The sequence below is a fragment of the Escherichia sp. KTE172 genome (genome assembly GCF_000408845.1).
Classification (GTDB): Bacteria; Pseudomonadota; Gammaproteobacteria; order Enterobacterales; family Enterobacteriaceae; genus Escherichia; species Escherichia coli.
The window spans coordinates 2621720-2648042 of the sequence record NZ_KE137316.1; the positions used below are offsets into that span (position 1 = coordinate 2621720).

General features: G+C 51.4%; 24 protein-coding genes and 1 pseudogene. 7 read left to right on the forward strand and 18 right to left on the reverse strand.

Annotated features, from left to right (window positions below; all coding sequences use genetic code 11):
- Nucleotides 1-8: 8 nt before the first annotated feature.
- The 3 genes from glgX to asd form a co-directional block, all read right to left on the reverse strand.
- Complete coding sequence (glgX, locus tag G434_RS11310) at nt 9-1982, reverse strand: glycogen debranching protein GlgX (protein ID WP_000192508.1); 1974 nt, start codon at nt 1980-1982, stop codon at nt 9-11.
- Complete coding sequence (gene glgB / locus G434_RS11305; protein ID WP_001283730.1) at nt 1979-4165, reverse strand: 1,4-alpha-glucan branching enzyme; 2187 nt, start codon at nt 4163-4165, stop codon at nt 1979-1981. The genes glgX and glgB overlap by 4 nt, the downstream gene beginning before the upstream one ends.
- Nucleotides 4166-4437: 272 nt before the next feature.
- On the reverse strand, nt 4438-5541 hold the full coding sequence (gene asd / locus G434_RS11300) for an aspartate-semialdehyde dehydrogenase (RefSeq protein ID WP_000799946.1): 1104 nt from the start codon (nt 5539-5541) through the stop codon (nt 4438-4440).
- A gap of 191 nt (nt 5542-5732) precedes the next feature.
- Between asd and yhgN the strand changes: the two genes are divergently transcribed.
- Nucleotides 5733-6326: an NAAT family transporter YhgN gene (gene yhgN / locus G434_RS11295; RefSeq protein ID WP_001002544.1), complete on the forward strand. Its 594-nt coding sequence runs from the start codon at nt 5733-5735 to the stop codon at nt 6324-6326.
- A 56-nt stretch (nt 6327-6382) separates the two neighbouring features.
- On the opposite strand, the gene gntU is transcribed toward yhgN, so the two are convergent.
- The 5 genes from gntU to G434_RS11270 all read right to left on the reverse strand — a co-directional run bounded on the left by gntU (nt 6383) and on the right by G434_RS11270 (nt 11467).
- Nucleotides 6383-7723, reverse strand: a complete 1341-nt coding sequence (gene gntU / locus G434_RS11290) for a gluconate transporter (RefSeq protein WP_000210111.1) — start codon at nt 7721-7723, stop codon at nt 6383-6385.
- Between the two features lie 3 nt (nt 7724-7726).
- Nucleotides 7727-8254: a gluconokinase gene (gene gntK / locus G434_RS11285; protein ID WP_000108330.1), complete on the reverse strand. Its 528-nt coding sequence runs from the start codon at nt 8252-8254 to the stop codon at nt 7727-7729.
- 138 nt (nt 8255-8392) lie between these two features.
- Nucleotides 8393-9388: a gluconate operon transcriptional repressor GntR gene (gene gntR, locus G434_RS11280; protein ID WP_000730252.1), complete on the reverse strand. Its 996-nt coding sequence runs from the start codon at nt 9386-9388 to the stop codon at nt 8393-8395.
- A gap of 223 nt (nt 9389-9611) precedes the next feature.
- The gene (gene yhhW, locus G434_RS11275) at nt 9612-10307 is read right to left on the reverse strand and encodes a quercetin 2,3-dioxygenase (protein ID WP_000639821.1); all 696 of its coding nucleotides are present in this window, start codon (nt 10305-10307) and stop codon (nt 9612-9614) included.
- Between the two features lie 122 nt (nt 10308-10429).
- Nucleotides 10430-11467, reverse strand: a complete 1038-nt coding sequence (locus G434_RS11270) for an oxidoreductase (RefSeq protein WP_000236295.1) — start codon at nt 11465-11467, stop codon at nt 10430-10432.
- Between the two features lie 334 nt (nt 11468-11801).
- Here G434_RS11270 and yhhY point away from each other — a divergent pair, with 334 nt between their 5' ends.
- From yhhY to G434_RS11250, 5 genes and pseudogenes are all read left to right on the forward strand, one after another.
- The gene (yhhY, locus tag G434_RS11265; RefSeq protein ID WP_001306331.1) at nt 11802-12290 is read left to right on the forward strand and encodes an N-acetyltransferase; all 489 of its coding nucleotides are present in this window, start codon (nt 11802-11804) and stop codon (nt 12288-12290) included.
- Between the two features lie 235 nt (nt 12291-12525).
- Entirely contained in the window at nt 12526-13704 is a 1179-nt protein-coding gene (gene tssD, locus G434_RS11260) for a type VI secretion system tube protein TssD (protein ID WP_000065916.1), read from the forward strand.
- A complete protein-coding gene (gene yrhA / locus G434_RS11255; RefSeq protein WP_000988504.1) occupies nt 13701-14195 on the forward strand; it encodes a protein YrhA in 495 nt (164 codons plus the stop codon). The genes tssD and yrhA overlap by 4 nt, the downstream gene beginning before the upstream one ends.
- 94 nt (nt 14196-14289) lie before the next feature.
- Nucleotides 14290-14403 (forward strand): annotated as a pseudogene (locus G434_RS29870) (hypothetical protein); the annotation flags it as partial.
- Between the two features lie 241 nt (nt 14404-14644).
- Nucleotides 14645-14929 carry a YrhB family protein gene (locus G434_RS11250; RefSeq protein WP_000634154.1) on the forward strand — a complete coding sequence of 95 codons (285 nt, stop codon included), beginning with the start codon at nt 14645-14647 and terminating at the stop codon, nt 14927-14929.
- Between the two features lie 37 nt (nt 14930-14966).
- Here G434_RS11250 and ggt read toward each other — a convergent pair whose 3' ends face one another.
- A complete protein-coding gene (gene ggt / locus G434_RS11245) occupies nt 14967-16709 on the reverse strand; it encodes a gamma-glutamyltransferase (RefSeq protein ID WP_000595115.1) in 1743 nt (580 codons plus the stop codon).
- Between the two features lie 119 nt (nt 16710-16828).
- Between ggt and G434_RS11240 the strand changes: the two genes are divergently transcribed.
- Nucleotides 16829-17269: a DUF2756 family protein gene (locus tag G434_RS11240; RefSeq protein ID WP_000825994.1), complete on the forward strand. Its 441-nt coding sequence runs from the start codon at nt 16829-16831 to the stop codon at nt 17267-17269.
- Here G434_RS11240 and ugpQ read toward each other — a convergent pair.
- From ugpQ to livH, 9 genes are all read right to left on the reverse strand, one after another.
- Nucleotides 17256-17999, reverse strand: coding sequence for a glycerophosphodiester phosphodiesterase (gene ugpQ / locus G434_RS11235; RefSeq protein ID WP_000073586.1), 744 nt, complete (start codon nt 17997-17999; stop codon nt 17256-17258). The two genes, G434_RS11240 and ugpQ, sit on opposite strands and share 14 nt — an antisense overlap.
- A complete protein-coding gene (ugpC, locus tag G434_RS11230) occupies nt 17996-19066 on the reverse strand; it encodes a sn-glycerol 3-phosphate ABC transporter ATP binding protein UgpC (protein WP_000907805.1) in 1071 nt (356 codons plus the stop codon). The genes ugpQ and ugpC overlap by 4 nt, the downstream gene beginning before the upstream one ends.
- Before the next feature lies 1 nt (nt 19067).
- Nucleotides 19068-19913, reverse strand: coding sequence for a sn-glycerol-3-phosphate ABC transporter permease UgpE (gene ugpE / locus G434_RS11225; protein ID WP_000572164.1), 846 nt, complete (start codon nt 19911-19913; stop codon nt 19068-19070).
- On the reverse strand, nt 19910-20797 hold the full coding sequence (ugpA, locus tag G434_RS11220; RefSeq protein ID WP_000099292.1) for a sn-glycerol-3-phosphate ABC transporter permease UgpA: 888 nt from the start codon (nt 20795-20797) through the stop codon (nt 19910-19912). Before ugpA ends, ugpE begins: the two co-directional genes overlap by 4 nt.
- A 97-nt stretch (nt 20798-20894) precedes the next feature.
- Nucleotides 20895-22211, reverse strand: a complete 1317-nt coding sequence (ugpB, locus tag G434_RS11215; RefSeq protein WP_000803197.1) for a sn-glycerol-3-phosphate ABC transporter substrate-binding protein UgpB — start codon at nt 22209-22211, stop codon at nt 20895-20897.
- Nucleotides 22212-22608: 397 nt separating this feature from the next.
- Nucleotides 22609-23322, reverse strand: coding sequence for a high-affinity branched-chain amino acid ABC transporter ATP-binding protein LivF (gene livF, locus G434_RS11210; RefSeq protein ID WP_000416895.1), 714 nt, complete (start codon nt 23320-23322; stop codon nt 22609-22611).
- A gap of 1 nt (nt 23323) precedes the next feature.
- Entirely contained in the window at nt 23324-24091 is a 768-nt protein-coding gene (gene livG / locus G434_RS11205; RefSeq protein ID WP_016238967.1) for a high-affinity branched-chain amino acid ABC transporter ATP-binding protein LivG, read from the reverse strand.
- Nucleotides 24088-25365 (reverse strand): branched chain amino acid ABC transporter permease LivM, encoded by a 1278-nt coding sequence (livM, locus tag G434_RS11200; RefSeq protein ID WP_000803797.1) that lies wholly within the window; start codon nt 25363-25365, stop codon nt 24088-24090. The genes livG and livM overlap by 4 nt, the downstream gene beginning before the upstream one ends.
- Nucleotides 25362-26288 (reverse strand): high-affinity branched-chain amino acid ABC transporter permease LivH, encoded by a 927-nt coding sequence (gene livH / locus G434_RS11195; RefSeq protein WP_001295097.1) that lies wholly within the window; start codon nt 26286-26288, stop codon nt 25362-25364. Before livH ends, livM begins: the two co-directional genes overlap by 4 nt.
- Between the last annotated feature and the right edge of the window lie 35 nt (nt 26289-26323).

Sequence of the window (26323 nt, forward strand, 5' to 3'; positions counted from 1 at the left end):
CTTTTTTATCATCTCTGGAACACACACAATCCGTGTGCAGGTCCCTGCCAGACAGCCGTAATCACTGGGTTATCCTCTCCAGCGAATGGGGGAATGGCGTGCCACTCCCCAGCAGGTAAAACAATCTCTGTTACCTCAAGCGTGGCGTTAATTGCGATCAAAAAGCGATCCGAGAGCAGAATTTGCAGCTGTTTCGGCCCGTTTTGCCACTCATCCGTGCTTAAAGGTTGAGCATATCGATTTAGCCAACGGACATTGCCGTCGCCTTCTTCCCACCAGCGATTCTCCACCAAAGCGGGAATGCGCTTGCGCAGATGGATTAACGCGGCGGTAAATGCGGTTAAACCACTGCTTGCCTGCGACCAGTCCAACCAGGTTAATTGGTTATCCTGACAGTAGGCATTGTTATTGCCATGCTGGCTGTGACCATGTTCGTCACCGGCCAGTAACATCGGCGTACCCTGGGAGAGCAACAACGTTGTTAACAGGGCGTGAATGCTGTCGCGACGCCGTTCAACCAGGTCAAGAGTACCGCCTAACCCTTCTTTACCATGATTGTTACTGTAATTGTTGTTGGTCCCGTCGCGATTTTCTTCTCCGTTTGCTTCATTATGTTTATGGTTGAAGCAAACGCAGTCGCGAAGCGTAAAACCGTCATGCGCGGTGACGAGATTAATCGCGGCACTCGGCAGACGACCATTACGTTTAAAAACATCGCTGGAGGCAGCAAAACGCCCGGCAAACGCCCCCAGAGGCAAATCATAATGAAGCCAGAAACGACGGGCAGCATCGCGGAAATGATCGTTCCACTCGGCAAACAGCGGCGGGAAATTTCCCACCTGATAACCACCAGGAGCAATATCCCACGGTTCAGCAATTAACTTCACCTGCGAGAGCACCGGGCAGTTCTGGATAGCGGTAAACAACGGCGCATCCTGACGGAACTCTGGCGTACGGCCCATGACTGCCGCCAGATCAAAGCGGAAACCATCGACGTGGCAGGTTTCTACCCAATAACGCAGGCAGGCGCTGGCATAATCCACCACCGCCGGATGACTCAAATTGAGCGTGTTGCCACAACCGGTCCAGTTGTGATAATCGCCGTCTTCTCTTATCCAATAATAGCTACGGTTGTCGATCCCACGCAGAGAGAATAACGGACCGTCGAGGTCCAGTTCCGCACTATGGTTGAGCACGATATCAAGAATGACTTCGATACCCGCTTTATGCAGTGCTTTGATTGCATCGCGAAACTCATCCAGCGCCGTTTCTGGGGAGCAGGCATACGCCGGATGCAGTGCAAACATCGCCACCGGGTTGTAACCCCAGTAGTTACTTAGACCCATACGTTGCAGGCGTGGTTCGCTGGCAAACTGCGCCACCGGCAGCAGTTCCAGCGCGGTAATGCCCAACTGTTTCAAATAGTTGATCATCACCGGATGCCCCAGGGCTTTATAAGTGCCACGGATCTCGACCGGGATCTCCGGGTGCAGGTACGTTAATCCTTTGACATGGGCTTCATAAATGATGGTACTGCCCCACGGCGTGCGCGGCGGGGCATCATCCTCCCAGTCATAGTGATCAACCACCACTACGCATTTCGGCGCAATGGCGGCGTTGTCGCGATAGTCAGGTTCATTATGACCGGCGTGCAGCAGCGGGTTATCTTTAAATTCCCCGTCAATTTGCCGCGCGCAAGGATCAATCAACAACTTCGCCGGGTTAAAGCGATGCCCCTCGGCGGGTTGCCAGGGGCCATGAACGCGATAACCATAACGCAAACCCGGACGCGCATCCGGCAGATAACCGTGCCAAATGTCGCCACTGTGCCCTGGCAAGTCATAGCGATGTTCCTGGCCATTGGCGTCAAAGATACACAGTTCTACCCGCTCGGCATGAGCGGAGAAAAGTGTGAAGTTGACGCCCTGACCGTCGTAATGCGCGCCGAGGGGTGCGGGTTTGCCAATGGCGAGTTGTGTCATTCTGCCTCCCGAACCAGCCAGATAGTGGCCAGCGGTGGTAGCGTCAGGCTTAGTGAATGCTGACGACCGTGGCTGGCAATCTCATCGCTGTGTACCGTGCCGCCATTGCCGGCATTACTGCCGTGATAGTGCATGGAATCGGTATTGAGGATTTCACGCCATTTGCCCGGCTGGTTAATGCCGAAGCGATAATCATGACGCGGCACCGGAGTAAAGTTACTGGCAACGATGATTTCGTTACCCTCTTTATCGCGACGCACAAAGATCAGCACCGAGCGTTCTTTGTCATCCACCACCAGCCATTCAAAACCGTACGGGTCAAAATCCAGTTCATGCATCGCTTTATGGTGGCGGTAGGTGAGGTTCAGATCGCGCACCAGACGCTGGACACCGTGGTGCCAGTTATCGCCGCCTTCCAACAGATGCCAGTCGAGGCTGGTGTCATGGTTCCACTCGCGGCCCTGGGCAAATTCGTTCCCCATGAACAGCAGTTTCTTGCCCGGGAATGCCCACATCCAGCCGTAGTAGGCGCGCAGGTTAGCGAATTTCTGCCATGCGTCGCCCGGCATCCGGTCGAGAATCGATTTTTTACCGTGGACCACTTCATCATGCGACAACGGCAGGACGAAGTTTTCAGTGTAGTTGTAGAGCATCCCGAAGGTCAGTTTATCGTGATGATACTGACGATAAACCGGGTCGAGCTTCATGTAGTCCAGGGTGTCATGCATCCAGCCGAGGTTCCACTTGTACCAGAAGCCCAGACCGCCCATGTCCTGCGGACGAGAAACGCCAGGGAAATCGGTAGACTCCTCCGCCATTGTCACCGCACCGGAAACCTGCTCACCAAGAATACGGTTGGTATTACGCAAGAATTCAATCGCTTCAAGATTCTCGCGCCCGCCAAATTCGTTCGGGATCCACTCCCCCACTTTACGGCTGTAGTCACGATAAATCATTGACGCCACCGCATCGACGCGCAGCGCATCAATACCAAAACGTTCGATCCAGTAAAGCGCGTTACCGACAAGGAAGTTACTGACTTCACGGCGACCATAGTTGTAGATCAGCGTATTCCAGTCCTGATGATAGCCTTCGCGCGGATCGCTGTGTTCATACAAGTTCGTGCCATCAAATTCGGCAAGCGCAAAGTCATCGGTCGGGAAGTGGCCTGGCACCCAGTCGAGAATCACGTTCAGACCAGCTGCGTGTGCGGCATCAATGAAATAACGGAAGTCGTCGCGGGTACCAAAACGGCGGGTCGGTGCATACAGGCCGGTTGGCTGATAACCCCAACTGCCATCGAACGGATGCTCGTTAATGGGCAGCAGTTCGAGGTGGGTAAAGCCCATCCATTTAGCATAAGGCACCAGTTGATCGGCCAGCTCGCGGTAGCTCAACCAGAAATTGTTGTCGGTGTGGCGACGCCAGGAGCCCAGGTGAACTTCATAAATAGAGATTGGCGCATCAAACTGATTCGCTTTTTTGCGCTCTTCAGTCTGCACAACCTTTTCCGGTAGTCCGCAAATAAGAGACGCGGTTTCCGGGCGCATTTGCGCTTCGAAGGCATAAGGGTCGGACTTCAGACGCAAGTTGCCATTGGCATCAATCATCTCATATTTATAGAGCTGACCGTTATGCGCCCCAGGGATAAACAGTTCCCAGATGCCGCTCTCTTTACGCAGGCGCATCGGATGACGGCGACCGTCCCAGTAGTTGAATTGCCCAACCACCGAGACCCGACGGGCGTTTGGAGCCCAGACAGAAAAACGCGTACCTGTGACGCCATCCATAGTATCTGCATGCGCGCCTAAGGTTTCATACGGGCGCAGGTGAGTACCTTCAGATAATAGCCAGGCATCCATTTCCTGGATTAGCGGACCAAAACGGTAAGGATCATCTATCAGGTTTTGCTGACCATGCCAGACAACAGCCAACTGATAGCGGAAAAAATTCTTACGTCGCGGAATGACACCGCTAAAGAATCCACGGGAGTCGAGACACTCCAGTTTTGCGAGTTTGCGCCCGGTTTTCGGTTCAATCACCCACACATCGGTAGCGTCGGGTAAAAGGGCACGGACTTCCAGTCCCGCGGTGGTTTTATGCATCCCCAGTACGGAAAAAGGATCCGCAAAATGGCCTGCAATTAGCGCGTTAATCACGTCTCTATCGATACGATCGGACATGCTTGTCTTCCTGTTTTATTGTGTCACCCCATCCAACTGGATTTTTGACTTCTGGTTGTGACATTTTTTTGACCTGAACGGCGCAGCACTCTGTGCATCCTCTCTGCGTCGTCCTCACTTCAGGTAAGGCTGTGAATACTCATGTATTCAGCCACCCTTAAAGAATAGCCAATGCTCTATTTAACTCCCGGTAAATCATGAAACATCTGCGCTTACTCCTGTATTACGCACTAACAGGGGCGGCATCGCGCCCCAGATTTAATGAATAAAGATTACGCCAGTTGACGAAGCATCCGACGCAGCGGCTCCGCGGCCCCCCACAGCAGCTGGTCACCCACGGTAAAGGCTGACAGGAACTCTGGTCCCATATTCAGCTTACGCAGACGGCCTACCGGCGTGGTCAGCGTGCCGGTAACGGCAGCTGGGGTTAGCTCACGCATAGTGATTTCCCGATCGTTCGGAACGACTTTCGCCCACGGATTGTGTGCAGCCAGCAGTTCTTCCACGGTCGGAATAGACACATCTTTTTTCAATTTAATAGTGAATGCCTGGCTGTGGCAGCGCAATGCCCCGACACGCACACATAAACCATCTACCGGAATTACGGAAGATGTGTTGAGGATCTTGTTGGTTTCCGCCTGCCCTTTCCACTCTTCGCGGCTCTGACCGTTATCGAGCTGTTTGTCGATCCACGGAATCAGGCTACCCGCCAGCGGCACGCCAAAGTTATCCACCGGCAGCTCACCGCTACGGGTTAAGGTTGTGACTTTGCGTTCGATATCGAGAATAGCAGAGGACGGGGTCGCGAGTTCATCTGCCACATGGCCATACAGATGGCCCATCTGGGTCAATAACTCACGCATATGTCGCGCACCACCGCCGGAAGCGGCCTGGTAGGTTGCAACGGACACCCAATCAACAAGATCATTGGCGAATAAACCACCCAACGACATCAACATCAGGCTTACGGTACAGTTACCGCCAACAAAAGTCCTGATGCCATTATTTAATCCGTCGGTAATGACGTCCTGATTGACGGGGTCAAGAATGATGATGGCGTCATCTTTCATGCGCAGAGACGATGCTGCGTCAATCCAGTAACCTTGCCATCCGCTTTCACGAAGCTTCGGATAGATTTCGTTGGTATAATCGCCGCCCTGACAGGTCACAATGATATCGAGGGCCTTTAGCGCCTCCAGATCAAAGGCATCCTGAAGTGTGTCAGTAGTTCCGCCAAAAGACGGCGCAGCCTGACCAAGCTGAGAAGTAGAAAAGAAGACAGGGCGAATGGCGTCGAAGTCGCGCTCTTCAACCATGCGTTGCATGAGAACGGAGCCGACCATACCGCGCCAGCCGATAAAACCAACATTTTTCATAAGCGTTTTTTCCTGCAAAGATGTGTGCTGTATAAATGTGCCGGTCTCCTCTTGGCACATCTTTCACCATACAAAAAGCAGCCAAAGTCGCAAGTGAAATTAATCAATGATAGCGAAGCCATCAGTAATGCGACTTATCCTGCTTTGTTAGCACGCAGAAAGTCCGCGGCAATTATCAGGGAATTTGAGTTATGAATGAAATCATTTCTGCAGCAGTTTTATTGATCCTGATTATGGATCCGCTCGGAAACCTACCTATTTTCATGTCCGTACTGAAACATACTGAACCGAAAAGACGGCGGGCAATCATGGTGCGAGAGTTGCTTATTGCTCTCCTGGTGATGCTGGTGTTCCTGTTTGCGGGTGAGAAAATTCTGGCATTTCTTAGCCTGCGGGCAGAAACCGTCTCCATTTCTGGCGGCATCATTCTGTTTCTGATCGCCATTAAGATGATTTTCCCCAGTGCTTCAGGAAATAGCAGCGGGCTTCCGGCAGGTGAAGAGCCGTTTATCGTGCCGTTGGCAATTCCGTTAGTCGCCGGGCCGACTATTCTCGCCACGCTGATGTTGTTGTCTCATCAGTACCCGAATCAGATGGGACATCTGGTAATTGCTCTGCTACTGGCCTGGGGCGGCACCTTTGTCATCCTGCTACAGTCTTCGCTATTTTTACGTCTGCTGGGCGAGAAAGGGGTGAATGCACTTGAACGCCTGATGGGATTGATTCTGGTGATGATGGCAACCCAGATGTTCCTCGACGGCATTCGAATGTGGATGAAGGGGTAACGAGGAGAGTTTTTCGAAAAGAGCCCGGTAGCGTCACAACTACCGGGCGAACAAACTTAACTCAACAGCTGGAAAGCAATCATCCCAACGATGGCACCAACAGTGCCGAGGATGGTTTCCATCATGGTCCAGGTTTTCAGCGTTTCGGCTTCGGTCGCGCCGGTAAATTTACCGAACAACCAGAAACCGGCGTCGTTAACGTGGCTGACAACAATCGAACCACCGGCGATACAAATCGACAGCGCCGCCATTTGCGCACCGGAGTAGTTCAGTTGTTCAATAACCGGCATCACCAGTCCCACCGCCGTTAAACAGGCAACGGTGGCAGAACCCTGAATGATACGCACCGCCGCAGCCAGCACAAAGCAGGTGATGGCAATCGGCAGGCCCATGCCGGTTAACGCTTCGCCCAGTGCCGGACCTACGCCAGAGTCAACCAGCACCTGTTTGAACACGCCGCCTGCACCAATCACCAGCAGAATGATCCCCGCCGGTTGCAGCGCGTGACCGCAAATCTCCATCACTTTGTCTTTTGGCATGCCCTGACGCATTGCCAGGCCATAAATCGCTACCAGACAAGCAACCAGAATCGCGGTAAACGGATGACCAATAAACTCGAACCATTCGTAAGCGGTAGAGCCTTCTGGCACAAAACGCGCGGCAATGGTTTTCAGCCCTACCAGCACCAGCGGCAACAGGATCAGCGACAGGCTGAATCCGAAAGATGGCATTTTGCCTTCGCCGAGATGCGGTTCGCTGATGTCGTCAGGAATATGCAACTCCACGTAGCGGCTGATGAAATTACCCCACAGCGGCCCGGCAATAATCATTCCCGGAATTGCCGCACACAGGCCAATCAGGATCATCCAGCCAAAGTCGGCGTTCATCTGCGATGCCAGCAGCATTGGCGCTGGCCCCGGTACCAGGAACGCAGCCGCGGCCGCCACGCCTGCGAATAATGGGATTACCAGTTTCACCAGGTTCGTACCGGTGTGGCGCGCCATTGAGAAAGCAACGCTAATCAGCAGAACAATCGCCACTTCAAAGAACAGCGGTAGCGCACAAACCAGCCCCGCAAGGCCGATGGCATAATGTGCTCGGCTGTGACCGAAGGATTTGAGCATTTTGACGGCAATCTGATCGACTGCGCCAGTTTCATGTAAGATCTTGCCAAACATAGCTCCCAGGGCGACAACCACCGCCAGGAAGCCGAGGGTGCCTCCCATCCCTTTTTCCATCGTCGCTGCGATTTTATCGAGCGGCATACCGGAAAAAAGGCCAGCCCCCATGGACACCACCATCAAAGCCAGGAAAGCGTGCATACGCGCCTTCATGACTAAAAACAGCAGCAGTAAAACAGACCCTACTGCTGTTAAAACAAGCGTTAATGTAGTCACTACTTATTTGCCTTTTTTAATAACCTCAATGGTGCTTGCCACAACACCTTCCAGCGGTTGATCGATATCCACCACCAGTACATCGGTTTCGTCCGCACCCGGCTCCTGCAGCGTTTCAAACTGCGTCACCAACATTTGGGTTTTAAAGAAATGGCCTTTGCGCGCTTTCAGGCGGCTTTCAATCACATCAAAATCGCCTTTCAGGTAGATGAACGAGAGATTCGGATTACCTTCACGCAGCAAGTCGCGATAGTGTTTTTTCAGTGCAGAACAGACGATCAGCGACACTTTATTGGTGCGCTGCATAGCAAACGCGGCGTCGTTCAGCGCCTGCAACCACGGTTTGCGATCGTCGTCATTCAGCGGTTCACCAGACGCCATTTTTTCGATATTGCGCCTTGGATGGAGGAAATCGCCATCAAGAAACGCGGCATGAAGTTGATGCGCCACTTCACTGGCGACCGCAGATTTGCCGCTGCCCGATACGCCCATCAAGACGTAAATGTGGTGATCATGGTTAGTCGTGCTCAAAGTGGTGCCCCCACAATACAAGAAATAAAAATGTTACGGGTAACTGTTATCGGTAACATTGTCCGGCCGGACAATATCAGAAGCAATATCCATCCGTGCCTTAAGTGTATAAGTGTGAGCTACTTCAAATTTGTGGGCTTAAATAGATCCGCCCGGTGACAAGGTGAAACCTAAATCTAACATTTTCGGTGTCACAGATTCGCCACGAATACGCGCCAGCAGGCGTTCAGCGCCAATACTGCCCATCCGCTCACGCGGCGTCAGTACGCTCGCCAACCGTGGTTCCATCACCTGACCAATGTCATGACCATGGAAACCGGCAATCGCCATATCGTCAGGAACTTTCAACCCCAGACGCTGGCATTCAAACGCCGCGCCGACCGCCAGGTCATCATTAGTACAGAACACGCCATCCAGCTGCGGATATTCCCGCCTCGCCTGGCGAATCAGTTCAATACCGGAAGAGTAAGAAGAAGATTGCTCAACCATCACGCTATACGGCACCAGGCCTGCATCCAGCATCGCCTGTTCGTATCCCTTCTGTTTGATGATAGTACGTTCGTCGAGACGTGCGCCGAGATAGGCAATGTGGCGATGCCCGCGAGCAATAATGGCGGTGGTCATCTGGCGTGCCGCTTCAAAGTTATCAAAACCGACGGCAATATCGAGGCACGGCGACTTGCTGTCCATCAACTCCACCACCGGAATCCCCGCCACTTCAATCATCTTTAAGGTGCGTGGCGTGTGGGTACGTTCGGTGAGGATCAGTCCATCGATATTCCATGAGAGCATTGATTCGAGGCGTTCTTGCTCCATTTCCGGTTTATAACCGTAGTGCGCCAGCATAGTTTGATAACCGTGCGCGTCGGTGACGCTTTCGATTCCGCGTAATACTTCCGCGAAAACCTGGTTGGTGAGAGAAGGTAACAGGACGCCAATCGCCCGGCTGGTGGCATTAGAGAGGATATCGGGCGCGCGATTGGGAATATAACCCAGTTCATCAAGAGCGGCGGCAATCTTGCCGCGTAGAGCGACGGAAACCTGCTCCGGGTTGCGTAAAAAACGGCTGACCGTCATTTTGGTCACGCCTACACGGTCAGCCACATCCTGAAGTACGGGTCTTTTCTTTTTCATCGTCCTGAAGGTACAAAAGAGATAGATTCTCTTAGTTTAACACGGACGCATCAGAACCTTCCCGGGGAAAACAGTGCTTGTTTACAATTATTAGATATACACTAAATCAATTGCATCGCATTGTGCTAACGACGCGGCAAAACCCCGGAAGCGTACATCAGCACGCGACCGGAGCGAGTGAGGAAGCCTGCAAAAAGGCAGGCTTCAAAGATGCCGTTGAGTTTTAAACCGGCGGCAGATCGAACAGTAACACTTCGCTGTCGCTATCCGCATGAATGGAGATTGCCTGCTCATCCCAGATTGCCAGACCATCGCTGGTCGAGGCTTTCACGCCGTTAATGGTGACATTGCCTTTCACCACCTGAATCCAGACGCGGCGTTCAGCGGCAATCTGATGCACCGACTGCTCATCTTTTACCAGCGCCCAGCGGTACAGTTCCATATCCTGATACACTTTCAGCGAACCATCACGCGCATCCGGCGAGAGCACCAGCTGTTTGCCCTGTACGGCATCGAAGCGACGCTGTTCATAACGCGGCGTAATACCGTTTTCTTCAGGCATGATCCAGATTTGATACAGATGCAGACGCTCGGTGCTGCTTGGGTTGTACTCTGAGTGACGAATACCCGTACCCGCACTCATAATCTGGAACTCACCCGCCGGAACCTGCTCTTTATTGCCCATGCTGTCCTGATGCTCAACAGTACCTTCCAGCACGTAGGTCAAAATTTCCATATCTTTATGCGGGTGAGTGCCGAAGCCCTGCCCTGCTTCAATCACGTCGTCGTTAATCACGCGCAGCGCGGAGAAGCCCATAAAGTTCGGATCGTAATAGTTGGCAAAAGAGAAAGTATGCCAGGAGTCCAGCCAGCCATGATTTGCATGACCACGTTCATTTGCTTTGCGTAAGTAGATCATTTTTATTCGCCCCCTGAATGATTTCGATGGGCTTAGTGTGGACCCGATCCGCCTGGGATGATAGAGGGTGAAAATTGACCCCTCTGTTCAAAAAAATTGAACTATTCGAGGGGCCATCAAACTTACTTCGCGAGAGTCACTGTGGAGGGAGAGGCTTGCTCAAATCCTCGTTCAAGGATTTCCAGATTGGTAAGAACTTCAGATTCCTTGACGTAATTTGGCGCACCGTTGGTGATGGTTTGATACAACGCATCATAAACGCGCCCGTAATCGCCCATCTCCGGCTTCATCTCTTCTCTGACCGTCACACCCTCGTCATTGACATACTCCAGCACACCGACCGAATCATCCGCTGCGAATCCCGGTTCGCCCGGCATAATATTGGCCTTGAGGCTGGTTTCCTGCTGGTCGATACCGTATTTAATAAACGAACCTTTCTTACCGTGAACGATAAATTTCGGATAATCGATTTTCACCAGATGGCTGGTTTTGACGATGGCTTTCAGGTCGCCATAAAACAGCTGCGCTTCAAAGGTGTCGTCAGGATTGGCTTTATTACGCAGGCTGCGGATGTCATAAGCGACGTGATCCGGGCGACCGAACAGAGAAATAATCTGGTCCATCGTATGCACACCAAGACCATAGAACGCGCCATCCTGCGGCAGCCCAGGTTTGGTTTCTGCCACCGGGCGGTAATAGTCAAAATGGCTTTCCACTTCGACAATCTCTCCAAGCTTGCCGCTTTCAATCGCTTTTTTCGCTGTCAGGAAGCAGGAATCAAAGCGACGATTCTGATACGGCGTGACGGTCAGCCCTTTGCTTTTCGCCAACGCAAACAGCTCCTTCGCCTGGGCAAGCGTCGGGGTGAACGGTTTTTCGACCAGCACATTTTTCCCGGCTTCCAGCGCGCGCTTCGCGTACTCGAAGTGGCTGTCTGCATGGGTGCAGACCACAACCAGCTTAACATCGGGATCGTTTAGTACTTCGTCGAGATCGCTGGTGAAATGGATATGAGAGTAAATGGGGGCCTGTTCTTCCGGCTTCGCATGGCGGCGAAAAATATGCGCGACATGCCAGCTATCCTTGCGGTTAAGTACATACGGCAGATGGTAACGGGTGGTGCTTTTGCCGAAGCCAATAAAGGCGCAGTTAATGACCATGATTTCGTCCTTTTTAAGGGGGTTATTTACACCTTAGCGCAAAGCGGACGTGGTTCCTACTGGAGTGCGCATAACGAACACAAGCACTTCCCGTGGATAAATTGAAAACGAAAGATCAAAAAAAAAGCCAGCACCCGGCTGGCTAAGTAATACTGGAAGCAATGTGAGCAATGTCGTGCTTTCAGGTTCTCCGCGAGGGTCTTCCTGATCGCGAGACAATAATAATCATTCTCATTCGCACTTGTCCAACACTTTTTGCAAAAAAAATGCATTTGACTCGCATTTGAAAGTCAATGATGTTGAAAGGGACATTTACCCCAAAGAGGACAAAGGAATGAGTGAGATAGTGATACGCCATGCTGAAACGCGGGACTACGAGGCCATCAGGCAGATTCACGCCCAGCCGGAGGTGTATTGCAACACGCTACAGGTGCCTCATCCCTCCGATCATATGTGGCAGGAGCGACTCGCCGATCGCCCCGGCATCAAGCAGTTAGTCGCCTGTATTGATGGAATCGTCGTAGGCCATCTCACCATTGACGTGCAACAACGCCCACGCCGCAGTCATGTTGCCGATTTTGGTATCTGTGTCGACTCCCGTTGGAAGAATCGCGGTGTCGCCAGCGCCCTGATGCGAGAGATGATTGAAATGTGCGACAACTGGTTGCGGGTAGATCGTATTGAGCTAACGGTGTTCGTCGATAACGCGCCAGCAATTAAGGTCTATAAAAAATTTGGATTTGAGATTGAAGGGACTGGCAAGAAGTACGCATTACGTAATGGTGAATATGTCGATGCGTATTATATGGCGCGGGTGAAGTAAGATAGTGCCCTTTTTCTGAGATGGAAAAAGGGTGTCATTCAAAATCGGCATACCTTCCTTTAAGGTATTTATTTTCCCAATAAATATATAAGATTTACCTCATAATTACGTCCTAAAGTGTAATATTTTATTTTTTAATATATACGCCTACAATTTCCTGGAGTAAATAAATAACAATTAACAAGCATAATAGTGCCATTGATAAAATAGCATGCCATAAAAGGACTTTTCATGGATGAGTAATATTGTTTACCTGACAGTAACGGGAGAACAACAAGGAAGCATCTCCGCAGGTTGTGGGACTTCTGAGTCTACAGGTAATCGCTGGCAGAGCGGGCATGAGGATGAAATATTTACATTCTCACTCTTAAATAGTATTACTAATACGGGGCTTGGTTCACAGTTCCATGGTATAACATTTTGTAAATTAATTGATAAAAGCACTCCATTATTTATTAATTCCATTAACAATAATGAACAATTATTTATGGAATTTGACTTCTATCGAATAAATAGATTTGGTAGATGGGAAAAGTATTATTATATACAACTAAGAGGCGCTTTTTTATCGGCTATTCATCATCAGATCATTGAAAATCAACTGGATACAGAAACATTAACTGTTAGTTATGAATTTATCCTCTGTCAACATCTTATCGCAAATACCGAGTTCAGCTATTTGGCACTCCCTGAAAATTATAACTGTTTGTTTTTACCAAATTCAAAAAACCAAACAAATAATCGTTTCAAAACGTTAAACAGCAAAGCTATTGGCAGGCTACTTGCTGCTGGTGGCGTATACAATGGGAACATTGAAGGATTCAGAGATACTGCGGAAAAACTGGGTGGAGATGCAATAAAAGGCTATGATCAAATACTAAATGAAAAAACAGCGGGCATAGCGATAGCAACAGCATCTATTCTTTTAACAAAGCGTTCTAATGTTGATACATATACAGAAATAAATAGTTACTTAGGCAAACTTAGAGGTCAACAAAAACTTCTTGATGGTATAGACATAATAGAAATAATATACATTAAGAGACCTTCAAAAGACTTAGCTAACTTACGAAAGGAGTTTAATAAAACTGTAAGAAAAAATTTTCTTATCAAACTTGCAAAAACCTCCGAAGCATCTGAAAGATTCAACGCCGAAGACCTTTTAAGAATGAGAAAGGGCAATGTTCCTCTAAATTATAATGTTCACCATAAACTATCTCTAGATGATGGTGGTACTAATGATTTCGAAAATTTAGTATTAATCGAAAACGAACCATATCATAAAGTTTTTACTAACATGCAATCACGAATAGCTAAGGGAGTATTAGTAGGTGAAAGCAAAATCACTCCCTGGGCCATTCCATCTGGCTCAATTTATCCTCCCATGAAAAATATTATGGAACCCACAAAATGATGACTAAAACCCAAATAAATAAATTAAAAAAAATGATGAATGATTTAGACTATCCATTTGAAGCACCGCTCAAGGAATCATTTATTGAAAGTATAATCCAAATAGAATTTAATTCTAATTCAACTAATTGCCTGGAGAAATTATGTAATGAAGTTAGTATTCTTTTTAATAATCAACCTGATTATCTTAATTTTTTAAGAGCAATGGATGGATTCGAAGTTAATGGATTACGATTATTTAGCCTCTCGATTCCAGAACCTTCAGTTAAAAACCTTTTTACCGTAAATGAATTTTATAGAAATAATGATGATTTCATAAACCCTGATCTACAAGAACGGTTAGTGATCGGGGATGATAGCATTTCAATATTTACTTATGACATTAAAAGTAACTTTTTTGAAATTAGAGATAATATTGGCACCGAAAATATATTCAGTTCGTTTAGTGATTTCTCTTCATTCTTAAACGAAATCATGGACAGTTGTTCATAATAATCAAAAGGTAACAAAAATCATTGTAAACCATGCCATCTTTTTAGAGATTACCAGCAGAAAATTCCTTGTTCGAAACTTAGCAATGCAAGCTATGGAAAAACTTACAACGGAACTACACTCCTTAAGTGAGATGGACCGAAGACATGTAATCTCTATTTTAGCCGAAATAGCTAATGGCTATGATGATTTTAGTGACATGTTGATTTAGTTAGAACTTCACCCGAATCATAAGATTCTGATATCTTAAATAAGAAAATCCCGTTCGACGTTCTGAAAAAGAAATCACAAAATATTAGCAGATACTTATTTCGTGACTGTATATTATCCGATGAACTTTTTTCAAAACCAGCATTTAATAATATATTTGACGAAGATGAACGCGTCTTTTCTCAAAGTATAACGCAAGAATAATAATATAACGATCAACAATAATATTTATTATAATTATGATTACTTATCACGACGCATTCGCGAAAGCGAACCATTACCTTGATGATGCAGATCTCGCCGTCGTCATTACTCTACATGGACGCTTTAGCCAGGGCTGGTATTTCTGTTTCGAAGCACGAGAATTTCTCGAAACTGGTGATGAGGCCGCGCGTTTATCCGGTAACGCACCTTTTATTATTGATAAAGACAGTGGTGAAATTCATTCCCTTGGAACGGCAAAGCCGCTGGAAGAATATCTACAGGATTATGAAATAAAAAAGGCTACCTTCGGCTTGCCCTGACAATACGGCCCTCTTCCCACGAAGAGGGCCGCTAACCTTAATACCCCGCCGTTAAATCATCCACCGAGCGCGGATCGGATGCACCGTACAGCTCACCGTCCGGCCCAACCATAATGCTTTGTGTACTGCCCATCGCCTCTTTCAGCGCCACTTTCTGACCTTTTGCTTCCAGCAGCTTGAGCGTATCCGGGCTAAACCCTTTTTCGACACGCAGCTCGTCCGGCAACCATTGATGGTGGAAACGCGGTGCATTGGTCGCTTCAGCGACATTCATGCCATAATCGATGCTATTCACCACCATTTGCAGCACGGTGGTAATAATCCGACTCCCGCCAGGGCTACCGGTAACCAGCCAGGTTTTACCGTCTTTCACCACAATGGTTGGTGACATCGACGACAGCGGGCGTTTGTTCGGCCCGACCGCGTTGGCATCACCGCCCACCAGCCCGTAAACGTTCGGTACGCCCGGTTTGGCGGAGAAATCATCCATCTGGTTATTAAGCAGAATACCGCTCTCGCCCGCGACAATGCCCGTACCGAAGGTGGTGTTCAGCGTATAGGTCACCGCCACCGCGTTGCCGTCTTTATCCACCACTGAGTAATGGGTAGTTTGATTACTCTCATAAGGCGCAAGCTTGCCGGGGCGAATTTCGCTGGATGGCTTCGCTTTATTGATATCAATTTGATCGGCAATAGATTTGGCATAGGCTTTATTGGTCAGCGCCTGCCACGGGACTTTCACAAAATCCGGATCGCCAAGATATTCCGAGCGGTCGGCGTAGGCGTATTTCTCCGCTTCTGCCATGATTTGCATCGCATCGGCGCTGCCAAAGCCGTATTTCTGCATATCGAAGTTTTCCAGGATATTGAGGATCTGCACGATATGAATCCCACCGGAAGATGGCGGTGGCATCGAGTAAACCTGATACCCGCGATATTCGCCGCTAATCGGTGTACGTTCGACCGCTTTATACGCCGCTAAATCTTCTTTAGTGATCAAGCCACCGTTTTTCTGCATCTCCTGAGCGATCTGCTCCGCTATTGTGCCTTTGTAGAATTCGTCCGGGCCGTTTTCGGCAATCATCTCCAGGCTCTTTGCCAGGTTCGCCTGCACCAGCTTGTCGCCCTTTTTCAGCGGCGCGCCCTCTTTCCAGAAGATAGCCTTGCTGTTTTCGTGATTCGGCAACACTTCGCTACCGTAGGTTTTGAGATCGTCAGCCAGCGCGTCATTAACGATAAAACCATCGCGTGCCAGTTTAAACGCCGGCTGCACCACTTTATTTAACGGCATGGTGCCGTACTTCTCCAGCGCCAGCGAGAAACCTGCGACCGTACCTGGCGTACCGGAGGCCAGATGCGAAGTGAGTGATTTTTTGCTGTCCGGGTTGCCCTGGTCATCGAGGAACATATCGCGGGTCGCTTTGGCGGGTGCCATTTCGCGGAAATCGATAGCGGTGGTATTGCCATTTTTCGAGCGGATCAGCATAAAACCACCACCGCCCAGATTCCCTGCCTGCGGATGCGTTACCGCCAGCGCGTAGCCCACAGCCACGGCGGCATCAACGGCATTCCCGCCCTCCTTGAGGATATCCACCCCCACCTGAGTGGCAGTAGCATCTACAGACGCCACCATCCCCTGTTTCGCGCGTACCGGATGGAAGACATCTTCCTCCACGCCATAAGAAACAGGTGGCGGAGGAGGCGCGGCGGAGGCGCTAAAACAACTTCCTGAGAGCAGAGCAGCAATGGCCACCCGGCGTAAAAACGTCGGTTTTATCATCGTTATTCTCCAGAGATTAAGGGGCAACCCCAGCTAAGCCTGGTATATAACTCTGAATTAATCATCGTTTTGCCGGGAAGCGAGTAAACTTAAAGGATATCTTCAGAGGAGGATACGCGATGAAACGACTTCTGATTCTTACGGCACTCCTGCCGTTTGTCGGCTTTGCACAGCCCATTAATACTCTGAACAACCCCAACCAGCCGGGATATCAGATCCCCAGCCAGCAGCGGATGCAAACCCAAATGCAAACGCAGCAAATCCAGCAAAAAGGGATGCTGAATCAGCAACTGAAAACGCAAACGCAGCTGCAACAACAGCATTTAGAAAACCAGATAAACAATAATTCTCAGCGGGTGTTGCAGTCACAGCCGGGGGAGCGAAATCCCGCCCGGCAGCAAATGCTGCCCAACACCAATGGCGGGATGTTAAACAGCAACCGTAATCCGGATAGTTCGTTGAATCAGCAGCATATGTTGCCGGAGAGGAGAAACGGCGACATGCTGAATCAGCCCGGCACGCCGCAGCCTGATATACCGTTGAAAACTATTGGGCCGTAAAGTTCGGACCAATCACATCAATCGCATCGGTACAGATGCAATCCACGCCCCAGCGCAGCAACTCTGCCGCGCGCTGGGGTTTATTGACGGTATAAACCAGAATCCGTAATCCGGCGTCTTTCAACTGCATCACTCGCGCTTTATCGAGCAACTTATGATTGAGATGAATAGAGACGCAGCCCAGCCGCGCGGTCAGTTCTCGCCAGTCGTCGCGCCACTCATCAAGCAATAAACCGCGCGGCAGTTCTGGTACTGCTTGTTGCGCGGCTTCTAAAGCATCAATCTCAAACGATGACAGCAGCGGCGACGTCATACCAGCCCACAGTTCGCGTGCAGCCAGCGCCACCATTTTGCCCGTTAATGGCCCGGTGCCAGTGGTGGGCTTGATTTCGATATTCGCCATCATCCCGTGTTCACGACAGCGTTCCGCCACCTGCGAAAGCAACGGCAGCGGCTCACCTTTAAACGCTTTGCTGTACCAACTGCCCGCATCCACGCGCAGTAAATCCTGCCAGTTCAGTTCACCCGCGACGCCCCAGCCGTTGCTGGTGCGTTCGAGATTGTCGTCATGGAGCAAGAAGATCTCGCCATCCTTCGATAACTTCGCGTCAAATTCGATCATCTTATGACCGTATTTTGCCCCCACGTCGATTGCCGCCAGGGTGTTCTCCGGGGCCAGTTTACCGCCGCCACGATGGGCGACGATGCGGGGATAAGGCCAGTTACTCATACTCGTTGTCCTGTTTCACCATCAAAAAGATGCAGCTGATTTTCCGGCAGATGCAGCCACAGCGTGCTGCCTGCCGTCGGGCGCTCCTGATGCGCCAGTCGCACCACCAGCTTCTGTTCGCCCCAGCGTCCGTGCGCCAGGTTATCTGCGCCGAGGATCTCCAGCGTGTCCATCACCAGCGGCACGCCACCTTCAGCCTGCGAACGTAGCGTAATATGTTCCGGGCGAATGCCGAGAGTCATTTTACGTCCAGCATACTGACGGTAGCCACCGTTTAGCGGCAGCGCGATACCGCCGTCCAGTTCGAAATGCGTGCCTTCGTTATTCACACGCCCTGCCAGCAGATTCATCGCCGGGCTGCCGATAAAACTCGCTACAAACAGGCTGGCGGGCTTTTCGTACACTTCAACTGGCGTGCCAATCTGTTCGGCAACGCCGCCGTTCATCACCATTACTCGCTGGGCGAGCGTCATCGCCTCAACCTGATCGTGGGTAACGTAGAGTGAAGTCGTTTTCAGGCGACGGTGCAACTGTTGCAGTTCAAGACGCATCTGCACGCGCAGCTTGGCATCGAGGTTAGAGAGCGGCTCATCAAACAAGAACACCGACGGATCGCGCACAATCGCGCGGCCCATCGCCACACGCTGGCGCTGACCGCCGGAAAGCTCGCGCGGGCGACGTTTGAGCAGACCGTCCAGCTCCAGAATGCGCGCCGCTTCTTTAACGCGCTCGGCAATTTGCTGCTTGCCCATGCCGCGAATTTTCAGCCCCCACGCCATGTTTTCTTCGACGCTCATATGCGGATAAAGCGCGTAGTTCTGGAACACCATCGCAATCCCGCGATCTTTCGGCTCCATTTCGGTCACCCGCTGGTCGTTGATCCAGATATCGCCTTCCGTCACCCGCTCCAACCCGGCAACCATGCGCAGCAGCGTCGATTTCCCGCAGCCAGACGGCCCGACCATCACGATAAATTCGCCATCCGCCACATCAAGGGTCAGCGGTTTAATCACCTGGGTTTTGCCATCCCAGCTTTTGGTTACTGCCTGTAATTTCAGTCCTGCCATCTTATTTCTCACTATCGACCAGGCCGCGCACGAAGGCACGCTGCATCACTAAAACAATCACTACTGGTGGGATCAGGGTTAACAACATCGCCGCCATCACCGAGTTCCATTCCGTGGTGCCTTCGCCTGTGGCGATCATCCCTTTAATCCCTGCCACGGTGGTGCCTAGATCCACGTCGGTAATAATCAACAACGGCCACAAATACTGGTTCCAGCCGTAGATAAAGGTGATCACAAACAGCGCCGCCAGATTGGTTTTGGACAGCGGAAAAACGATGTCGCAAAAGAAACGCATTGGTGATGCGCCGTCGATCCGCGCGGCTTCCACCAGCTCATCCGGCAGCGTCATAAAGAACTGGCGGAACAGGAAGGTGGCGGTCGCCGAGGCCATCAGCGGCAGCGTTAAGCCGGCGTAGCTGTCGAGCATCTTCAGATTGGCGATGACTTCCACCGTCGGGAAAATACGCACTTCAACCGGCAACATCAGAGTAATAAAAATCATCCAGAAGAAGAGGTTACGCAGCGGAAAACGAAACCAGACAATGGCAAATGCCGAGAGCATCGAGACGGTAATTTTGCCGAGCGTAATGCTAAACGCCATCACAAAGCTGTTAAGCAACATCCGCCAGAACGGCGCGCTATTCGTACCTACCCCGTTTACCCAGATGTTGTGGATATTTTCCAGCAGATGCGTGCCGGGGATGAGCGTCATCGGCGCGGCGTAGACGGCCTGTTTATCCAGCGTCGCCGCGACAAACGCCACGTACAGCGGGAAGAGGATCACCGCGATCCCGAGGATCAGCATGGTATGGCTGAATATTGTCAGCCACGGACGGTTCTCAATCATTGGTAACGCACCTTGCTTTCAACATAGCGGAACTGCACCACCGTCAGCACGATGACGAGGAACATCAACACCACCGACTGCGCGGCAGACGAAGCCAGATCCAGTCCGGTAAAGCCTTCGCGGTAAATCTTATAAATCAGCGTCGTGGTGGCCTGAACCGGCCCGCCGGACGTGGCGGCGTCGATCACCGGGAAGGTGTCGAAGAAGGCGTATACCAGGTTCACCACCAGCAGGAAGAAACTCACCGGAGCGATAAGCGGCAGCGCAATCTTAAAGAAGCGGCGAATCGGGCCTGCACCGTCGATGGCTGCGGCTTCGATCAACGAACGGGGTATGGATTGCAGCGCGGCATAGAAGAACAGGAAGTTGTAGCTAATTTGCTTCCACACCGAGGCAAACACCACCAGAAACATCGCCTGACCGCTGTTTTGCGCGTGGTTCCAGTCGTAGCCGAACTCAGCGAGAAAATGGGTGATCAGCCCGCGACCGGGGTTAAACAGGAAGATCCATAATACGGCGGCAACGGCGGGAGCCACGGCATACGGCAGCAGCATTAAGGTTTGATATAAACGGCTGCCGCGCACGATGTACTCCACCAGCGCTGCGAAGAACAGCGATACCAGCAAACCGCTGACGGTGACAAAGGTGCTGAATTTTATCGTCGTCCAGAAGGAGTCGAGATAGTAGCTGTCATGAAACAACGTGACGAAGTTATCCAGGCCGACAAACTGGCTGGAGAAACCAAACGGATCGACGCTTTGTAGCGAGTACCACAACGCTTCGCCCGCAGGCCAGATAAAAAAGATAACGGTGATGATGAGCTGCGGCGCGACCAGCAAATAAGGCAGCCAGCGCGAGCGGAACACCGGACGGGATGATGACATTACGGTTAATTCCTGAACTGTGCCGGATGCGCTTCGCTTATCCGGCCTACACGCGATGCCAGGTCAGATAAGCGAAACGCATCCGACATTACACTGATTAAGACTTCGTCGATTTCTCAAAACGGCGCAGCAACTGATTTCCACGCTCAACGGCAGTATCCAGCGCCTGCTGTGGCGTCTTCTTACCGGTCCACACGCTCTCCAGCTCTTCATCCACAATCACGCGGATCTGCGGCATATTGCCCAGACGCAACCCTTTGGTGAACGGCAACGGCGGCTTGTTCAGCATCTGACGCGTCGCGGTATCCGCCCCTGGGTTTTTCTCATAAAAGCCCTGCTCACGGGTCAGGTCATACGCCGCTTTGGTGATTGGCAGATAACCAGTTTTCTGATGCCACTCGGCAGCGTTTTCTGGCTTCGCGAGGAAGTCGAGGAACTTCGCCACACCCGTATAAGTTTCTTTATCTTTACCCTGCATTACCCACAGGCTGGCTCCACCGATAATGGCATTTTGCGGTGCATCTTTCGCATCGGCGTCGTAAGGCATCATGCCTACGCCGTAGTTAAATTTGGCGTACTCGCGAATGTTGGCAAGAGAACCGGAAGAGGCAGTGGTCATCGCGCAATCACCGTTATAGAACTTCTCAGTGGATTCATCCTTACGCCCGACGTAGCTGAAATCGCCCTTCTTGTTCATCTCTTCGAGCATAGTGATGTGTTTCACCTGCTCCGGCTTGTTGAACTCCAGCACCGCGTCTGTGCCGTCAAAGCCGTTGTTTTTGCTGGCAAACGGCAGACCGTTCCAGGCGCTAAAGTTTTCCAGTTGGATCCAGCCCTGCCAGCCGCTGGCGTAGCCGCACTTCATACCGGAGGCTTTCAGTTTCGCGGCATAGTCCGCCAGATCCTGCCAGGTTTTCGGCGGCTGTTCCGGGTCTAAACCGGCTTTCTTGAAGGCGTCTTTGTTGTAATAGAGAACGGGAGTCGAGCTGTTGAACGGCTGGGAGAGTAAGTGGCCGGTTTTGCTGTCGGAGTAGTAACCTGAAACCGTCGGCACAAACTGCGACTCATCGAACTGAATCCCCGCCTCTTTAAACACGTCATATACTGGTTTAATGGCTTTCGACGCCATCATGGTGGCGGTGCCAACTTCATAAACCTGCAAAATAGCAGGCGCGTTGCCGGTACGAAATGCGGCAATCCCCGCGCTTAAATTCTGTTCGTAGTTGCCTTTATAGGTCGGTACAATTTTGTAATCCGGGTTTTCGGCGTTAAAACGTTGGGCCAGAGAATCCACCTCTTTACCCAGTTCCCCTTCCATAGAATGCCAGAACGGAATGGTCGTCACTGCCTGTGCATTCCCCATTAACGCCAGTCCGAGCGCCAGTGCTGAAGCTGTATAATGTAACGGTTTCATCGTTTATCTCTCTTGTTGTACCGAATGCGCGAATTCACGCGTTTTATGCTCGCGGGGTAACATGACATGCTCGAATTACAGAAAAATAACTTTTTTGTTACATTTGTAAGATAGTAAGGTGTCAGAAAGATGACAAGGCGGTGACGGTACGGGTGAGGGAAAATGGGAGATGGGGCACGGATAAGCGGGAAAAATAGAAGGTCTGAATCAAACTCTACAGATTGCTCATCGTTTCATGCCGGATGCGGCGTAAACGCCTTATCCGGCCTACAAGATCGTGCAAATTCAATATATTGCAACTCACCCAGTAGGCCTGATAAGCGCAGCGCATCAGGCAATTTTACATTTGTAACCTGTCTCAAAGGAGTCTTTTGACTCCTTATCAATCAACGTGTTATTACCCGCCTAAATACGCACTTCTCACCGCTTCATTCGCCAGCAGCGCGTCGCCGGTATCGGAGAGCACTACATGACCGTTTTCCAGCACGTAGCCGCGATCCGCCAGCTTTAGCGCCTGGTTGGCGTTCTGCTCGACGAGGAAGATGGTCATCCCCTGCTCACGCAGCTGCTCGATGGTGTCGAAAATTTGCTGGATGATAATCGGCGCAAGACCGAGCGATGGCTCATCAAGCAACAATAAACGCGGGTTGCTCATCAGCGCGCGACCAATCGCCAGCATCTGCTGCTCACCGCCGGACATGGTGCCCGCCCGCTGAACACGGCGTTCATGGAGACGCGGAAACAGTTCATACACCCACTTTATGCGTTCCTGGAACTGGTCACGTTCAGCAAAAAAACCGCCCATCGCCAGGTTCTCTTCCACCGTCATCCGCGAGAAAACACGACGCCCTTCCGGGACAATCGCCACCGCTTCGCGCATGATTTTCGCCGTCTGCCAGTCGGTAATGTCTTTATCATCAAACACAATTCGCCCGCTGGTGGCGCGCGGGTCGCCGCATAATGTGCCGAGCAAGGTGGTTTTCCCCGCCCCGTTCGCGCCAATAAGGGTGACAATCTCGCCCTGATTGATATGCAGGCTCACCTCATGCAGCGCCTGGATTTTGCCGTAGTGGGCGCTGACTTTGTCAAAGGACAACATGACTTTTTCCATCTTATGCCTCACCTAAATAGGCACGGATCACGTCCGGGTTATTACGGATTTGCTCCGGCGTACCGTTTGCCAGTGACGTCCCCTGATTGACCACGTAAATTCGGTCCGAAATTCCCATCACCAGCTTCATATCGTGTTCAATTAACAAGATAGTGGTGTTGTGATGATTGCGCAGTTCGGCAATCAGCTCATCCAGCTCTTTCGTCTCTTTCGGGTTAAGACCTGCCGCAGGTTCGTCGAGCATTAAAATCTCCGGCTGCGTCACCATGCAGCGGGCAATCTCCAGACGACGCTGGTCACCATAGGCCAGGTTACTCGCCTGACGGTTGGCATGTTCCAGCAAACCAATGCGCTCAAGCCAGGTAGCGGCGCGGTCGAGCGCTTCGCTCTGGGCGCGACGGAAAGAAGGCGTTTTCAAAAGGCCGGAGAACAGCCCGGTTTTCAGTTGCTGATGCTGTGCCACCAGCAGGTTTTCAATTACCGTCATTTCACGGAACAGACGCACATGCTGGAAGGTACGCACCACGCCCATGCGGGCAATTTGCTGCCCCGGTAAACCTTCCAGATGCTGATCGCGCAGTAAAATAGTGCCGCCGGTGGGTTTATAGAATCCAGTCAGGCAGTTGAAGACCGTGGTTTTTCCGGCACCGTTAGGTCCGATTAACGAGACGATCTCCTGCGGGTACAGTTCAAGATTGACGTTGTTCACCGCCAGCAGGCCGCCGAAGCGCATCATCAGGCCGTTAACGGATAATAATGGCTGACTCATGCCTGCTCTCCTTTCGCTGCGCCGTTTTTCAGCTTCAGTTGCGGGCGCGTCATGGGCAGCAAGCCCTGCGGACGCCAGATCATCATCAGCACCATCAAACCACCGAGCATTAACATGCTGTATTCGTTGAAATCACGCATCAATTCGCGCGACACCACCAGCAAAATTGCCGCCAGAATTACCGCAAATTGCGAGCCCATACCGCCAAGCACCACTATCGCCAGCACAAACGCCGATTCGGCAAAGGTGAAGGATTCCGGGCTGACAAAGCCCTGACGCGCAGCAAACAGCGTTCCGGCAAAACCGGCAAACGCAGCGCTAATGGTAAAGGCAGTCAGCTTGATACGACGCGGGCTTAAGCCCAGCGAACGGCAGGCGATCTCGTCTTCACGCAACGCTTCCCACGCACGGCCCAGCGGCATCCGCAGCAGGCGGTTAATGACAAACAGGCTTAATACCACCAGCAGCAACGCCACCAGGTACAGGAAGATAACGCGATCGGAGGGATCGTATTTCAGGCCAAAGAAATTACTGAACGTGTCCCAGCCGCCTTCGCGGGCGGTACGGCTGAACTCGAGGCCGAAGAAAGTCGGTTTCGGGATCTGACTAATTCCGTTCGGGCCACCAGTGATTTCAGTGTTATTGAGCAGCAATATGCGCACAATTTCGCCGAAACCGAGGGTAACGATCGCCAGATAGTCACCGCGCAGACGCAGCACCGGAAAGCCGAGCAGGAAGCCCGCCGCCGCCGCCATTAACCCGGCAATCGGCAGACAGGTCCAGAAGCCCAGACCGTAATAGTGATTGAGCAGCGCAAAAGTGTAAGCGCCGATGGCGTAAAAGCCGCCGTACCCCAGCACCAGCAGACCAGAAAGACCTACCACCACGTTCAGCCCGAGGCCAAGGATAATGTAGATCATGGTCAGGGTGGCAATATCCACCGTCCCGCGTGAAACCATAAACGGCCACGCCACCGCAAGCACCAACAGCGCCACGAGGAACAGTTTCTGTTTCACCGTGGAGCCATCAATCGCGGGCAGAATAAACTTCGGTCCGGAAACGCTTTTCAGCCCTTTCTGGAAAGCCGGTCGCAAAAGCTGGAAGAAAAAGACCACCGCCGTGCCGATAAACACCCACTGCCAACGGATGTCTGAAGCCGTGTCGACCACCAGTTTGGTGCCATCCAGCTCCAGTTGCACGCCCATAAAGACGCCAGCGAGGACAAAGAACATCGCGGCAGAGAGCAACGCCATTGCAATATGCATCGGTTTCATACTTTCTCTACCTCCGGGCGACCCAGAATACCGGTCGGCATCACCAGCAACACAAGAATCAGCAGGGCGAATGAGACCACATCTTTATATTCCGTACTCAGATAGGCAGAAGAGAGCGCCTCCGCAATCCCCAGGATCAGCCCGCCAATCATCGCTCCCGGAATGCTGCCAATCCCACCGAGCACCGCAGCGGTAAAGGCTTTCATCCCGGCCATAAAGCCGATGTAGGGGTTAATGACGCCGTAGAACTGACCGAGTAGCACACCCGCCACCGCCGCCATCGCCGCGCCAATCACAAAGGTCAGCGCAATCACCCGATCGGTGTTGATGCCAAGCAGGCTCGCCATTTTCAGATCTTCCGCGCAGGCACGGCAGGCGCGCCCCATACGGGAATAGCGAATGAAAATCGTCAGCGCCAGCATGGCGAGGAAAGTAACAATCCATATCACCGCCTGCATGGTGGTAATAGAGGCAGAGAAGTTTTCGCTATGGCCCACCACCCACTGACCGTTAAACAGACTGGGCAGCGCCACGTCGCGCGAACCTTCGGTCAGACTGACATAGTTTTGCAGGAAGATGGACATGCCGATTGCGGAAATGAGCGCAATCAGGCGCTTAGAGTTACGCACCGGGCGATAGGCCACCCGTTCGATACTCCAGCCGTAGGCGCTGGCAATGACGATTGCGCCGACGAATCCCGCCGCCACCAGTAGCCAGCCGGTATCAATGCCCAGCATCATCAGTGCGGCGATGATCATAAAGGAGACATAGCTACCAATCATATAAACCTCGCCGTGGGCGAAGTTGATCATGCCGATAATGCCGTAAACCATGGTGTAGCCGATGGCTATCAGCGCGTAGGTACTGCCCAGCGTGACGCCGTTAAACATCTGCTGCAAGAAATACAAAAACTGCTCAGACATAAGGTAACCTTTCTAAACCCGCCCGTTTTTCACGG